Consider the following 12,909-nt stretch of genomic DNA (forward strand, 5'->3'; position numbering starts at 1 on the left):
CGGAGACCGGCACGTGAACGCCACCACCGCACCCGCCCCGGTCCGCCGGCTCACCGTCCTCTACGACGCCGAGTGCTCCCTGTGCGCGTTCCTGCGCGACTGGCTCCTGCGGCAGCCCCAGCTGGTGCCGCTGGAGCCGGTCCCGGCCGGCTCGGACGAGGCCCGGCGGCGCTTCCCCGGCCTCGACCACGGCGCCACCCTCGACGAGATCACCGTCGTCGGCGACGCCGGGCAGGTCTACCGGGGCCCGGCCGCCTGGGTCGTCACCCTGTGGGCGCTCCGCGCGCACCGGCCGCTCGCCCACCGGCTGAGTACCCCGGCCGGGGCGCGGCTCGCCAAGGGGGCCGTGCTCGCCGCGGCCAAGTGGCGCGGGGCGCAGGGGAACCGGGGGCAGGGCGGCGCCGGGCCGTGGGGCGGCCGGGTGTACCGGCGGGCGGACGGGTGGACGTACGCCCCCGGCACCGGCTGGACCTACACCGCCCCGGGCTGCGCCGACGGCTCCTGCGCCCCGCGCGCACCGGGGCGCTGACGTTAGGCTCTCTTCCCGTGCCCGAGAAGAACGACGGCCCCGACGACGGCGCCACCCCGACCAAGTCCGAGCAGACCCGCGCGCTGATCCTGGAGACCGCCATGCGGCTGTTCCAGGAGCGCGGCTACGACAAGACGACGATGCGGGCCATCGCCAAGGAGGCCGGGGTCTCCGTCGGGAACGCCTACTACTACTTCGAGGGCAAGGAACACCTGATCCAGGGCTTCTACGACCGGATCGCCGCCGAGCACCAGGTGGCGGTCCGGGAGATCCTGGAGCGGGAGACCGATCTGGAGGCCCGGCTCGCGGGCGTGCTGCGGGCCTGGCTGGACATCGCCACGCCGTACCACGAGTTCGCGGTGCAGTTCTTCAAGAACGCCGCCGACCCGGACAGCCCGCTCAGCCCGTTCTCGCCCGAGTCGGAGCACGCGCGCCTGGAGGCCATCAGCGTCCACCGGCAGGTGCTGGCCGGGACGAAGACCAAGGTGCCCGAGGAACTGCGGGACATCCTGCCCGAGTTGATGTGGCTGTCGCAGATGGGCCTCGTCCTGTACTGGATCTTCGACCGGACCGAGGGCCGCGAGCGCAGCTACCGGCTCGCGGAGCGGGGCGCCCGGCTCACCGCGCGCGGGGTCGCCCTGGCCCGCTTCCGGGTGCTGCGTCCGCTCGTGCGCGAGGTGCACGAGCTGTTCACGGACTTCCTGCCGGGCATGACCCGCGCCATCCCGGACCCGGCCGGCCGCGCCGCCCGGTCCTAGGGCCTGTCTGGTCCGGGGCGTGGCCGCCGGCGCGGGTCACGCCCGCTTCGACGCCAGCTCGATGAGCGTGATGTCGGAGGGTGCCCCCACGCGGGTGGGCGGGCCCCAGGCGCCGGCGCCGCGCGAGACGTAGAGCTGGGTGTCGCCGTAGCGCTCCAGGCCCGCGAGGGTGGGGTTGGCGCCGGAGGCGAGGAGGTTGCCGGGCCAGAGCTGGCCGCCGTGGGTGTGGCCGGAGAGCTGGAGGTCGACGCCGTGCTCGACGGCGTCGTGGATCTGCACCGGCTGGTGGGCCAGGAGCACGCACGCGCGTGCCGGGTCCCGGTCGCCGAGCGCCCGCGCGAAGTCGGGGCCCTGGCCCTCCTCCTCGCCGGCGATGTCGTTGACCCCGGCCAGGTCGAAGAACGGCAGCTCCCGCCGGGCGTTCTCCAGGGGGTTCAGACCGAGTCGCCGGACCTCCTCGACCCACTGTTCGGCGCCGGAGAAGTACTCGTGGTTGCCGGTGACGAAGTACGACCCGTGCCGGGCCCTCAGCTGCGCCAGCGGGGCGGCGGCGGGGCCCAGGTCCTTGACGCTGCCGTCGACCAGGTCGCCGACGACCGCGATCAGGTCGGGCTGGGTCGCGTTGATCGTGTCGACGACCTTCTGGGCGAAGCCGCGGCCCAGGACCGGGCCGAGGTGCACGTCGCTGACCACGGCGATGCGGTACCCGTGCGCGCCGCGCGGCAGCTTGGCCAGCGGCACGGTGACCCGCTTGACCTTCGGCCCGCGGAGCACGCCGTACGTCCCGTACCCGACGGTCCCGACGGCAGCGGCGGCGGCCGCCCCGCCGACGACCCGGGAGACGAACAGACGGCGGGAGGGCCCGGCGGGAGCGGTGGGCCCGGCCGGGGCCGCGCCGGCCGGCGGCTGGGCGGGATCCCCGGGCGTGCCGGGCGCGGGGTCCGCGTCCTGACCGGCCCCGACGGAGACGGCCGCGCCCGGGGGCACGGTCACCTTCCCGGCCGGGGACGCGGACGGCGTCACCGTGCCCTGTTCCGGGTCCCGTTCCGCCGCCCGGTCCCGCCGCTCCAGGAAGCGCCGCAGCAGCGGCCGTACGACCTCGCCCGCGAGGACCGCGAGCAGCAGGTACATCGACAGCGCCAGCCACAGGAAGCCGGGCCAGGCGAGGACCTGCTGGAGCCAGAAGGGGGCTCCGGTCCGCTCCGCGACCAGGGCCGTGATCGCGAGGACCCAGCCGCCCGCGATCAGCACCGCGCCCGCGCGGCGGGCCGGGCCCGGGCCGCGGGTCGTGTCGCGGAACAGGCGGCGCCACACGTACCAGTTGGCCGTCACGATGACGGCCAGGACCAGCAGTGCGACGAGTACGAAGACGATGGCCACGGTGTCGTGTCTCCCGATTGCCGTTATGACGTCCGGCGCAGTGCGCGCAGACCACGCAACCCGATGGCCCCGACGACCGTCCCCAATACGAAGGAAACGACGGCGAGCAGCAGGTGCACCCAGAAGTACGCCGTAGGACGACCGTCGTCGAACGCGAGCCCGCTGCTGTCCTTGACGAGGTTCTTGACGAAAGTGATCCAGATGACCCAGCTCCACACCCCGAAGGCGAGCAGGAACCAGGACACGGGGCGGCTGAGCTTCATGGAACCAGTATCGCCAGCGTCTGTCCGGTTCCTTGCCCGGGGTGGGGCCGCGGGCGGGACTTCCCCCGGCACGGCATGTACGTTTCCGACCGTGCCCGCACCGAAGAAGACCGCCCGGCGTTCCCTGCTGGCCGCCTCCGCCGTCCTGTCGTCCCTCGCCCTGGCCGCGCCCGCCGCCGTCGCGGCCCCGAAGCCCTCGACCAGCCCGTCGGCCACGCCCCCGGCCTCGATGTCGACCGTCGGCGGCGCCCGGCTCGGGCAGCCGGGGACGCAGGTGAACCTGGCGAGCGGCGTGCCGGTGCTGCCGAAGGACGTCAGCGCCCGCTCCTGGATCGTCGCCGACGCCGAGACCGGTGACGTGCTGGCCGCGCACAACGCGCACTGGCGCCTGGCCCCGGCGAGCACGCTGAAGATGCTCTTCGCGGACACGCTGCTGCCGAAGTGGCCGAGGACGGCGAAGCACACGGTCGTGCCCACCGACCTGGCCGGCATCGGCCCGGGCTCCAGCATGGTCGGCATCAAGGAGGAGGAGACCTACACGGTCCACGACCTGTGGCTCGGCGTCTTCCTGCGCTCGGGCAACGACGCCGTGCACGTGCTGTCCGCGATGAACAAGGGCGTCGAGAACACCGTCAGGGAGATGAACGAGCACGCCGAGGAGCTCCAGGCCCTCGACACGCACGTGGTCAGCCCGGACGGCTATGACGCCGAGGGGCAGGTCTCCTCGGCCTACGACCTGACGCTGATCGCCCGCTCCGGGATGCAGAAGAAGGACTTCCGCGAGTACGCCTCGACGGTCACCGCGAAGTTCCCCGGCGAGACGAAGAAGGACAAGAAGGGCAAGAAGGTCCGCAAGTCCTTCGAGATCCAGAACACCAACCGGCTGCTGTCCGGCGACGCGGACGTGCCCGTCTACGAGGGCATCGCGGGCGTCAAGAACGGCAACACCACCAACGCGGGCGCCACCTTCACCGGGGTCGCCGAGCGGGGCGGCAAGGTGCTGCTGGTGACGGTGATGAACCCGGAGAAGGACGGGCACAACGAGGTCTACAAGGAGACCGCCCGGCTGTTCGACTGGGGCTTCAAGGCGGCCGGGAAGGTGCAGCCGGTCGGCGAACTCGTGCCGCCGAAGGGCGCCGAGCCGGCCGGAGGGCAGCCGGGCGCCAACCCGTCCGGCGAGGCCGGGGGCTCCGGGGACGGGAGCGGCGGCACGTCCGGGGCCGGCGCGAAGCCGGTGGCCGGTGCCCCGGCCGCTGCGGACGGTTCCAGCGGCATCGAGGTCGCGCTCGGCGTCACCGGGGGCGCGCTGGTGCTGCTGGCGGGCGGCGCGTTCCTGGTCAACCGCCGGTGGCCACTGCCTGATCTGGTGCGCCGCCGGACCCGCCCGTGAACTCGGGTACTTCGTCCTGCTTGCTGCCGGTCGCCGTCCAGGAGGCGCAGAACAGCACCAGCTTCGAGGTGAAGTTGATCCACAGCAGCAGGGCCACGGGCACGCCGAACGCGCCGTACATGCTCTTCGCGGCCACGCCCTGGAGGTAGCCGCTGAGCAGCAGCTTCAGCAGTTCGAAGCCGACGGCGCCGGTCAGTGCCGCCACCACCAGGCGGTGGCGCGTCGGCTCGACGCCGGGCAGCAGCGTCAGGACGTAGAGCAGGAGCAGGAAGTTGGCGAGGACGGCGACGAGGAAGGCGGCGACGTGCAGCAGCACACCGCCCCAGCCGCCCTCGTCGACGCCCAGCTCCCGTGTGATCCAGCCGATCATCGCGGAGGCGACGGCCGAGGCGGCGATGGTGACTAGGAGCGCGCCGCCCAGGCCGATCAGGACACCCGCGTCCTTGCCGTAGCGCACCGCCGGGTTCTCGTCCTCGTCGGACAGCTCCCACACCGCCCGCAGGCACTCGCGCATCGAGCCGGCCCAGCTGACGCCGGTGAAGAACAGCAGCGCGCCGGCGATGAGCCCGATGGTGCCCGCGTTCTCCACCAGGCCGGCGACGTCCAGCTGGTCGGAGATGCCGGGCACCTGCTCGGCGATCTTGTCCTGGAGCTGTTCCTGCTGCTCGGTGCTGAGGGTGGCGGCGGCGATGGTCGCCGACACCGTCAGGAGCGGGAAGAGCGCGACGAAGCTCGTGAAGGTCATCGCGGCGGCCAGCCGCGTCCACTTCACCCGGTCCAGCCGCTCGTACGACCGCCACGCGTGAGTGATCATCAACCGCCCCGCCCACGGCCCCACCACCGGGAGCTTTTTCAGCCAGTCCATGATCCGACTCTGCCCTCCGCCCGGAACACCCATGTACGGGTACCCCAGAACCGCAGGACTGTGGCCAGGGCCATGCCGACGATCGCGCCGGAGACGGTGTCCGCGCGCTGCGAGGTGAGTCCGAGGCCGTAGTGGCTGACGGCGAGGCAGAGCAGCTGGACGGCTGCCCCGGCGAGGTTCACCGCGAAGAACACCGCGCAGGGACGCAGGCCCCGGGGCCGCGCGGCACGGTAGGTGCCGAGGGCGTTGCCCGCGTAGGCGACCGCGCAGGCGGCCAGGAAGGACAGGGCCTTGGCGGTGAGCGGGCCGAGTCCGGCGGGGCCGCGCAGGCACGTGAACAGGGCGAGGTCGACGGCGTAGGCGAGGAGACCGACGGCGGCGAAGCCCAGCAGCTCCCGGCGCAGCGGGGGTGCGGGGCCGGGCCACGCGCGCGAGGTCACCAATTGGCCACCGCCAGGCCGTACATCGCCACCCACACCACGCCGATGAGGGCGAGCGCCCGGTCGCGCAGGACGACGTCCTCGGGTTCGCCTGCGGTGCCGCGGTCGGCGAAGACGGCGTACCGGAGGATCGCCAGGATGAAGGCGACCATGGACAGCTGCCGCCAGGGCAACACGCTGGTGTGCGGGACGCCGCCCTCCTCCATCGCCCACAGGCAGTAGCCGAGGACGGCGACACCGGCCGCGAGCTGCCAGACGAAGCGGAGGTAGCCGGTGGTGTACTCGGTGAGCAGCGCGCGCGTGGCGCCCGCCTTCCCGGCCATCTGCACGGCCTCCGAGTAGCGCTTGGCCGACACCATGAACAGCGCGCCGAACCCGGTCGTGATGAGGAACCAGCGCGACAGCGGGATGCCGAGGGCGAGACCGCCGACCATGGCCCGCATCAGGAAGCCGGTGGTGACGACGGCGAGGTCGACGACGAGGACGTGCTTGAGGCTGATGCAGTAGGCCAGTTGCATCGCGAGGTAGGCGGTCAGCAGGGCGGCGACGGCCGGGCCACACAGCCGGGCCGCGGCGACGGGCGCGAGGACGCCGAGGAGGCCGCCGGCGGCGTAGGCGACGGGCACCGGGACCTGTCCGGCGGCGACGGGGCGGTGCCGTTTGACGGGGTGGGCGCGGTCGGCGTCGGCGTCGCGGGCGTCGTTGACGAGGTAGACGGCGGCGGCGCAGGCGGTGAACAGGACGAAGACCAGGGAGAGTCGGGTGAGGGCCTGCCGGGAGAAGAGTTCTCCGGCGGCGGCCGGGGCGGCGATCACGAGGACGTTCTTGACCCACTGCCGGGGGCGCGCGGTCCTGAGGAGACCGACGGCGACGCCGCCCTTGCGGGACGGCGCGGGCGGCTGCTCGGGGACGCGCTGGCGCAGGACGGCCGTCTCAGTCACGGTCGGCTCCTCCCCGCATCCAGCGGGCGCCGAGCCGGGCCGTCAGCGCCCCGAGGGCCGCTCCGGCGGCGACGTCCGAGGGGTAGTGGACGCCGGCGACCAGGCGCGAGACGCACACGGCGGCGGCGAGCGGCCCGGCCACGGGGACGCCCAGGGCGCCGAAGACGACGGCGGCGGCCGCGGACGAGGTGGCGTGCGAGCTGGGGAAGGAGTGCCGTCCGGCGGTGCGCACCAGCGGGTCGACGTGCGCGGGGCGCGGGCGGCGCACGATCCGTTTCACGCCCATGCTGGCGAGGTGCGCCCCGGCGGTGAGGGCCGTGCCGCGCAGCCAGGCTCCGCGTCTGCCGCGGTCGACGGCGGCTCCGGCGAGCCCCGCCGCCAGCCACAGCGCCGCGTGCTCCCCCGCCCAGGACAGGGCACGCGCGGCACCGGCCACGCGCGGGTCGGTGCCGCACGCCCTGAGGGCCGAAACGATCCGGTGGTCCATGTCGTGCAGGTCGTCGAGGTCGTCCATGTGGACTCACTGTTCACGCCCGACTCGCCGGAACTCCGTCACTATTGAGCGACATCCCATTAATCACCCATTTCGGGGAGGGATGCCATGTTCCCGAACTCATCGCCCAGACCGGGGCGATACGGTCACCGACATGTCTGCCGACACCGATTCCGCCCCCGAGTTCGCCCCGGACGTGATGGGCCTGGACCACACCACCGTCACCGGCTGGGGCCGCACCGCACCCACCGCCGCCCGGCTGATCCGCCCACGGACGTACGAGGAGGCGGCGGCGGCCGTCCGCGACTGCGGCGAACGCGGCGGGATCCCCCGGGGTCTGGGCCGGGCGTACGGGGACGCGGCGCAGAACGCGGGCGGGTCCGTGCTCGACATGACGGGCCTGGACCGGGTGCACGCGATCGACGCCGACGGCGGCACCGTGCTGTGCGACGCCGGGGTCTCGCTGCACCGCCTGATGGAGGTGCTGCTGCCGCTCGGCTGGTTCGTGCCGGTCACGCCCGGCACCCGCTACGTCACCGTCGGCGGGGCGATCGGGGCCGACATCCACGGCAAGAACCACCACGTCTCGGGCTCCTTCGCGCGGCACGTGCTCGCCCTCGAACTGCTCACCGCGGACGGCGAGATCCACACGGTGATCCCCGGCACGCCGCTCTTCGACGCGACCGCCGGCGGCATGGGCCTGACCGGGGTGATCCTCACCGCCACGATCCGGCTCCAGCCCGTCGAGACGTCACTGATGTCGGTCGACACCGAACGGGCCACCGACCTCGACGACCTGATGGCCCGGCTCGCCGCCACCGACCACCGCTACCGCTACTCCGTCGCCTGGATCGACCTGCTGGCCCGCGGCGCCGCCACCGGCCGCGCGGTCCTCACCCGCGGCGACCACGCGCCCCTGGACGCGCTCCCCGCCCGTATGCGCCGCGACGCGACCCGCTTCCGCACCTCGCGCCTCCCCTCGGCCCCCGCCGTCCTCCCCGAGGGCCTGCTCAGCCGGACCACCGTGGGCCTGTTCAACGAGCTCTGGTACCGCAAGGCCCCCCGGGCACGGACCGGCCAGCTCCAGCGGATCTCCGCCTTCTTCCACCCCCTGGACGGCGTCCCCCACTGGAACCGCGTCTACGGCCGGGGCGGCTTCGTGCAGTACCAGTTCGTCGTCGGCTACGGCCAGGAGGACGCCCTGCGCCGCATCGTGCGCCGCATCTCCGAACGCCGCTGCCCGTCTTTCCTCGCCGTCCTCAAGCGGTTCGGCGAGTCCGACCCGGGCTGGCTGTCCTTCCCCGTGCCCGGCTGGACGCTGGCGCTGGACATCCCGGCGGGCCTGCCCGGCCTCGGCGCGTTCCTCGACGAGCTCGACGAGGAGGTCGCCACCGCGGGCGGGCGCGTCTACCTCGCCAAGGACGCCCGGCTGCGGCCCGAACTGCTCGCGGCGATGTACCCGCGCCTGGACGACTTCCGCGCACTGCGCGCCGAGCTGGACCCGCACGGGGTGTTCGTGTCCGACCTGGCCCGCCGCCTCCACCTCTGAGCGATCCCTAGGAGCTGTCATGAAGGACGCCTTCGGCCTCCCCCAGTCCCTGCTCGTCCTCGGCGGTACGTCCGAGATCGCGCTGGCCACCGCCCGCCGGCTGATCGCCCGCCGCACCCGCACGGTCTGGCTCGCCGGCCGCCCCTCCCCCGCGCTGGAGGAGGCCGCCGGGCAGCTGCGCGGGCTCGGGGCCGACGTGCACACCGTCGCCTTCGACGCGCTCGACCCCGGCTCTCACGAGGCCGTGCTCGGCAAGGTCTTCGCCGAGGGGGATATCGACCTGGTGCTGCTCGCCTTCGGGCTGCTCGGCGACCAGGCCCGTGACGAACGGGAGCCGGAGGCGGCGGTGCGGGTCGCGCAGACCAACTACACCGGCGCGGTCTCGGCGGGCCTGGTGTGCGCCCGCTCGCTCCAGTCACAGGGGCACGGCTCGCTGGTCGTGATGTCGTCCGTGGCGGGCGAGCGGGCCCGCCGCGCCAACTTCATCTACGGCTCCAGCAAGGCCGGCCTGGACGCCTTCGCGCAGGGTCTGGGGGACGCGCTGCACGGCACGGGCGTGCACGTCATGGTCGTGCGTCCCGGCTTCGTCCGGACCCGGATGACCGCCGGCCTGCCCGAGTCGCCCCTCGCGACGACGCCCGAGGCGGTCGCCACGGCGGTCGAGCTGGGCCTGCGCCGCCGCTCGGAGACGGTGTGGGTCCCGGGCGCCCTCCGCGTGGTCATGGCGGCACTGCGGCACCTGCCCCGGGGGGTCTTCCGGCGCCTGCCGATCTGATCCGCGAAGCCGGGCCTCGCTGCCGCACCGGACAATCCGGCCTGCGGAACCTTGCTGCCGCGCCGGACGCCCCGACCCGCGGGGCGAGGCGCGGCGTGCCGGGTCGGCGGCCCTCCGGGGCCGCTCGGCGTCGCCGGTGTCGGGCGGTCGTGCCCGCCGATCGCGGTCCGGGGCGCGGGCGGGCGCGGAGGCCGCTGTGCGGCCCGCGGGCGGTCAGTGCGTGGGGAGCGAGTCGTGGTCCACGCGGCCGGCCTGCGACGGGACCACCGGGCCGCCGAAGGGGAACTCGCGGAGCTTGCGCCAGACGCCGTCGGCGCCCTGTTCGTACAGGGCGAAGCCGGTGCAGGGCCACTCGGCCTCGTAGCCGGCGAGTTCCTCGAAGGCGCGGTCCATCGCGGCCTCGTCGATGCCGTGTGCCACGGTGACGTGCGGGTGGTACGGGAACTGCAGTTCGCGTGCGATCGGCCCGGCGGGGTCGCGGACCTGCTGCTGGAGCCACGTGCAGGCCTCCGCGCCGGCGACGACCCGGACGAAGACCACCGGCGACAGCGGCCGGAAGGTGCCGGTGCCGGACAGCCGCATCGGGAACGGCCGGCCGGCCGCCGCGACCTCGGTCAGGTGCGCCTCGACGGCCGGCAGCGCGGCCTCGTCGACCTCGGTCGGCGGCAGCAGGGTGACGTGGGTGGGGATGCCGTGAGCCGCGGCGTCGCCGAAGCCCGCGCGCAGCTGCTGGAGCTCGCTGCCGTGAGGCTCCGGGACCGCGATCGACACACCGATCGTTACGGTCCCCACGTCGTCTCCTGTCGTTTCAGTTGGCGGGCCGCTGATACGACCACCCGGTTATCGACTGTACGGCCACGACCGGGTTACGGGCAGGCGCAACCGGAGTGATGTACAGCGCTGTTCGGTGGTACGGCTGTGCGCGGGGGTGGCGTTCAGTGCTTGGCGGGCAGGAAGCCGACCTTCTCGTACGCCTGCGCGAGGGTCTCGGCGGCGACGGAGCGGGCCTTCTCGGCGCCCTTGGCCAGGACCGAGTCGAGCGTCTCGGGGTCGTCCAGGTACTGCTGGGTGCGCTCCCGGAACGGCGTGACGAAGTCGACCATGATCTCGGCGAGGTCTGTCTTCAGCGCGCCGTACATCTTGCCGGTGTACTTCTCCTCCAGCCCGCCGATGGTCTCGCCGGTGAGGGTCGAGTAGATCGTGAGGAGGTTGCTGATGCCCGGCTTGTTCTCGGCGTCGTAGCGGATCACCGTGTCCGTGTCCGTGACGGCGCTCTTGACCTTCTTCGCCGTGGCCTTCGGCTCGTCCAGGAGGTTGATCAGGCCCTTCGGCGTGGACGCCGACTTGCTCATCTTGATCGACGGGTCCTGGAGGTCGTAGATCTTCGCCGTCTCCTTGAGGATGTACGGCTTCGGGACGGTGAAGGTGGGGCCGAAGCGGCCGTTGAAGCGCTCGGCGAGGTCGCGGGTGAGCTCGACGTGCTGGCGCTGGTCCTCGCCCACGGGGACCTCGTTCGCCTGGTACAGCAGGATGTCCGCGACCTGGAGGATCGGGTACGTGAACAGGCCGACGGAGGCGCGGTCGGCGCCCTGCTTGGCGGCCTTGTCCTTGAACTGGGTCATCCGGGAGGCCTCGCCGAAGCCGGTGAGGCAGTTCATGACCCAGGCGAGCTGGGCGTGCTCCGGGACGTGGCTCTGCACGAAGAGCGTGCAGCGGTCCGGGTCGAGACCGGCCGCGAGGAGCTGGGCGACGGCCAGGCGCGTGTTCGCCCGCAGGTCCTTGGGGTCCTGCGGGACCGTGATCGCGTGCAGGTCGACGACCATGTAGAACGCGTCGTGTGTCTCCTGCAGGGCCACCCACTGGCGTACGGCGCCGAGGTAGTTGCCGAGGTGGAACGAGCCGGCGGTGGGCTGGATGCCGGAGAGCACGCGGGGACGATCAGAGGCCATGGTGCCTATTGTCTCAGAGGGCTCGGAGGGTTCTGTGCGTGGGGAACTGCGGACCGTGCGGGCCGGTCGCGCAGTTCCCCGCGCCCCTTGCGGGGGCGATTCAGCCGAGGTCGATCTCCGGGTAGAGGGGGAAGCCGGCGACCAGGTCCGTGGCGCGGCGGGAGATCTCGTCCGCCACCTTCGCGTCGAGGACGTGGGCGGCCTTGGAGGGGGCGCCCGACTTGGTGGTGCCCGGCTCCGTGGTGGTGAGGACGCGGTCGATCAGGCCGGCGACCTCGTCCATCTCGGCGGTGCCCAGACCGCGGGTGGTCAGGGCGGGGGTGCCGATGCGGATGCCGGAGGTGTACCAGGCGCCGTTCGGGTCGGCGGGGATCGCGTTGCGGTTGGTGACGATGCCCGACTCCAGCAGGGCGGCCTCGGCCTGGCGGCCGGTGAGGCCGTAGGAGGAGGCGACGTCGATCAGGTTCAGGTGGTTGTCCGTGCCGCCGGTGACCAGGGTCGCGCCGCGGCGCATCAGGCCCTCGGCCAGCGCCCGGGAGTTGTCGACGATCCGCTGGGCGTAGTCGCGGAAGGACTCCTGGCGGGCCTCGGCGAGGGCCACGGCCTTGGCGGCCATGACGTGCGGGAGCGGGCCGCCGAGGACCATCGGGCAGCCGCGGTCGACCTGGTCCTTCAGGGAGTCGTCGCACAGGACCATGCCGCCGCGCGGGCCGCGCAGCGACTTGTGGGTGGTCGTCGTCACGATCTGGGCGTGCGGGACCGGGTCGAAGTCGCCGGTGAGGACCTTGCCCGCGACCAGGCCGGCGAAGTGCGCCATGTCGACCATGAGCGTGGCGCCGACCTCGTCGGCGATCTCGCGCATGATCCGGAAGTTCACCAGACGGGGGTAGGCCGAGTAGCCCGCGACGATGATCAGCGGCTTGAACTCGCGGGCTGTGGCGCGCAGGGCCTCGTAGTCGAGCAGGCCGGTGGCCGGGTCGGTGCCGTAGGAGCGCTGGTCGAACATCTTGCCGGAGATGTTCGGGCGGAAGCCGTGGGTGAGGTGGCCGCCGGCGTCCAGGGACATACCGAGCATGCGCTGGTTGCCGAAGGCGCGGCGCAGCTCTGCCCAGTCCTCGTCAGAGAGCTCGTTGACCTGGCGGGCGCCGGCCTTCTCCAGGGCCGGGACCTCGACGCGCTGGGCGAGGACCGACCAGAAGGCGACGAGGTTGGCGTCGATGCCGGAGTGCGGCTGGACGTAGGCGTGGCGGGCGCCGAACAGCTCCTTGGCATGCTCGGCGGCGAGGGACTCGACGGTGTCGACGTTGCGGCAGCCGGCGTAGAAGCGGCGGCCGACGGTGCCCTCGGCGTACTTGTCGCTGAACCAGTTGCCCATCGCCAGCAGCGTGGCCGGGGAGGCGTAGTTCTCCGAGGCGATCAGCTTGAGCATCTCGCGCTGGTCGGCGACCTCCTGGCCGATGGCGTCCGCCACGCGCGGCTCCACGGCGCGGATCACGTCGAGGGCGGCGCGGAAGGCGGTGGAAGCGGGGCTGAGCTCTGCGGACATGAGGACCTCCGGACGTTGCGTTCAGCGTTCA

General features: G+C 73.1%; 14 protein-coding genes. 5 read left to right on the forward strand and 9 right to left on the reverse strand.

Annotation, left to right across the window (positions count from 1 at the left end):
• Positions 1-13: 13 nt before the first annotated feature.
• Both ACF07N_RS09555 and ACF07N_RS09560 read left to right on the forward strand, forming a co-directional pair.
• Entirely contained in the window at positions 14-529 is a 516-nt protein-coding gene (locus ACF07N_RS09555) for a thiol-disulfide oxidoreductase DCC family protein (RefSeq protein ID WP_392110313.1), read from the forward strand.
• Positions 530-546: 17 nt separating this feature from the next.
• A complete protein-coding gene (locus tag ACF07N_RS09560; protein WP_383580835.1) occupies positions 547-1,287 on the forward strand; it encodes a TetR/AcrR family transcriptional regulator in 741 nt (246 codons plus the stop codon).
• A 36-nt stretch (positions 1,288-1,323) separates the two neighbouring features.
• Here the strand turns inward: ACF07N_RS09560 and ACF07N_RS09565 are convergent, their stop codons facing one another.
• Both ACF07N_RS09565 and ACF07N_RS09570 read right to left on the reverse strand, forming a co-directional pair.
• Positions 1,324-2,667 (reverse strand): metallophosphoesterase, encoded by a 1,344-nt coding sequence (locus ACF07N_RS09565; RefSeq protein WP_392110316.1) that lies wholly within the window; start codon positions 2,665-2,667, stop codon positions 1,324-1,326.
• Positions 2,668-2,690: 23 nt separating this feature from the next.
• Positions 2,691-2,930 (reverse strand): SCO4848 family membrane protein, encoded by a 240-nt coding sequence (locus ACF07N_RS09570; RefSeq protein WP_383324869.1) that lies wholly within the window; start codon positions 2,928-2,930, stop codon positions 2,691-2,693.
• A 91-nt stretch (positions 2,931-3,021) separates the two neighbouring features.
• Between ACF07N_RS09570 and ACF07N_RS09575 the strand changes: the two genes are divergently transcribed.
• Positions 3,022-4,320, forward strand: a complete 1,299-nt coding sequence (locus tag ACF07N_RS09575) for a D-alanyl-D-alanine carboxypeptidase family protein (protein WP_392110319.1) — start codon at positions 3,022-3,024, stop codon at positions 4,318-4,320.
• Here ACF07N_RS09575 and ACF07N_RS09580 read toward each other — a convergent pair.
• The 4 genes from ACF07N_RS09580 to ACF07N_RS09595 are packed head-to-tail and all read right to left on the reverse strand — an operon-like array spanning position 4,268 to position 7,080.
• Positions 4,268-5,185 carry a YihY/virulence factor BrkB family protein gene (locus ACF07N_RS09580; RefSeq protein ID WP_383337088.1) on the reverse strand — a complete coding sequence of 306 codons (918 nt, stop codon included), beginning with the start codon at positions 5,183-5,185 and terminating at the stop codon, positions 4,268-4,270. The genes ACF07N_RS09575 and ACF07N_RS09580 overlap by 53 nt on opposite strands.
• Positions 5,173-5,625, reverse strand: coding sequence for a GtrA family protein (locus ACF07N_RS09585; RefSeq protein ID WP_383324878.1), 453 nt, complete (start codon positions 5,623-5,625; stop codon positions 5,173-5,175). The genes ACF07N_RS09580 and ACF07N_RS09585 overlap by 13 nt, the downstream gene beginning before the upstream one ends.
• Entirely contained in the window at positions 5,622-6,566 is a 945-nt protein-coding gene (locus ACF07N_RS09590; RefSeq protein WP_383337086.1) for a decaprenyl-phosphate phosphoribosyltransferase, read from the reverse strand. Before ACF07N_RS09590 ends, ACF07N_RS09585 begins: the two co-directional genes overlap by 4 nt.
• Positions 6,559-7,080 (reverse strand): phosphatase PAP2 family protein, encoded by a 522-nt coding sequence (locus tag ACF07N_RS09595; RefSeq protein WP_383324884.1) that lies wholly within the window; start codon positions 7,078-7,080, stop codon positions 6,559-6,561. Before ACF07N_RS09595 ends, ACF07N_RS09590 begins: the two co-directional genes overlap by 8 nt.
• Positions 7,081-7,213: 133 nt before the next feature.
• Between ACF07N_RS09595 and ACF07N_RS09600 the strand changes: the two genes are divergently transcribed.
• Complete coding sequence (locus ACF07N_RS09600) at positions 7,214-8,608, forward strand: FAD-binding protein (protein WP_392110324.1); 1,395 nt, start codon at positions 7,214-7,216, stop codon at positions 8,606-8,608.
• A 19-nt stretch (positions 8,609-8,627) separates the two neighbouring features.
• Positions 8,628-9,383, forward strand: coding sequence for a decaprenylphospho-beta-D-erythro-pentofuranosid-2-ulose 2-reductase (locus tag ACF07N_RS09605; protein WP_383324890.1), 756 nt, complete (start codon positions 8,628-8,630; stop codon positions 9,381-9,383).
• A 213-nt stretch (positions 9,384-9,596) separates the two neighbouring features.
• Here ACF07N_RS09605 and ACF07N_RS09610 read toward each other — a convergent pair whose 3' ends face one another.
• The 3 genes from ACF07N_RS09610 to ACF07N_RS09620 form a co-directional block, all read right to left on the reverse strand.
• Positions 9,597-10,175 (reverse strand): 2'-5' RNA ligase family protein, encoded by a 579-nt coding sequence (locus ACF07N_RS09610; protein WP_383324893.1) that lies wholly within the window; start codon positions 10,173-10,175, stop codon positions 9,597-9,599.
• Between the two features lie 143 nt (positions 10,176-10,318).
• Entirely contained in the window at positions 10,319-11,332 is a 1,014-nt protein-coding gene (gene trpS, locus ACF07N_RS09615) for a tryptophan--tRNA ligase (protein ID WP_392110329.1), read from the reverse strand.
• 100 nt (positions 11,333-11,432) lie between these two features.
• The gene (locus ACF07N_RS09620) at positions 11,433-12,878 is read right to left on the reverse strand and encodes a glycine hydroxymethyltransferase (RefSeq protein WP_383337084.1); all 1,446 of its coding nucleotides are present in this window, start codon (positions 12,876-12,878) and stop codon (positions 11,433-11,435) included.
• Between the last annotated feature and the right edge of the window lie 31 nt (positions 12,879-12,909).

The organism is Streptomyces sp. NPDC015242 (assembly GCF_043079125.1).
Lineage (GTDB): Bacteria > Actinomycetota > Actinomycetes > Streptomycetales > Streptomycetaceae > Streptomyces.

Bases quoted from the DNA above. Each gene is read 5' to 3' on its own strand.
- ACF07N_RS09600 (WP_392110324.1), top strand. From the start codon at position 7,214: ATGTCTGCCGACACCGATTCCGCCCCCGAGTTCGCCCCGGACGTGATG.
- trpS (WP_392110329.1), bottom strand. From the start codon at position 11,332: ATGGCCTCTGATCGTCCCCGCGTGCTCTCCGGCATCCAGCCCACCGCC.
- ACF07N_RS09620 (WP_383337084.1), bottom strand. From the start codon at position 12,878: ATGTCCGCAGAGCTCAGCCCCGCTTCCACCGCCTTCCGCGCCGCCCTC.
- ACF07N_RS09580 (WP_383337088.1), bottom strand. From the start codon at position 5,185: ATGGACTGGCTGAAAAAGCTCCCGGTGGTGGGGCCGTGGGCGGGGCGG.
- ACF07N_RS09570 (WP_383324869.1), bottom strand. From the start codon at position 2,930: ATGAAGCTCAGCCGCCCCGTGTCCTGGTTCCTGCTCGCCTTCGGGGTG.
- ACF07N_RS09605 (WP_383324890.1), top strand. From the start codon at position 8,628: ATGAAGGACGCCTTCGGCCTCCCCCAGTCCCTGCTCGTCCTCGGCGGT.
- ACF07N_RS09595 (WP_383324884.1), bottom strand. From the start codon at position 7,080: ATGGACGACCTCGACGACCTGCACGACATGGACCACCGGATCGTTTCG.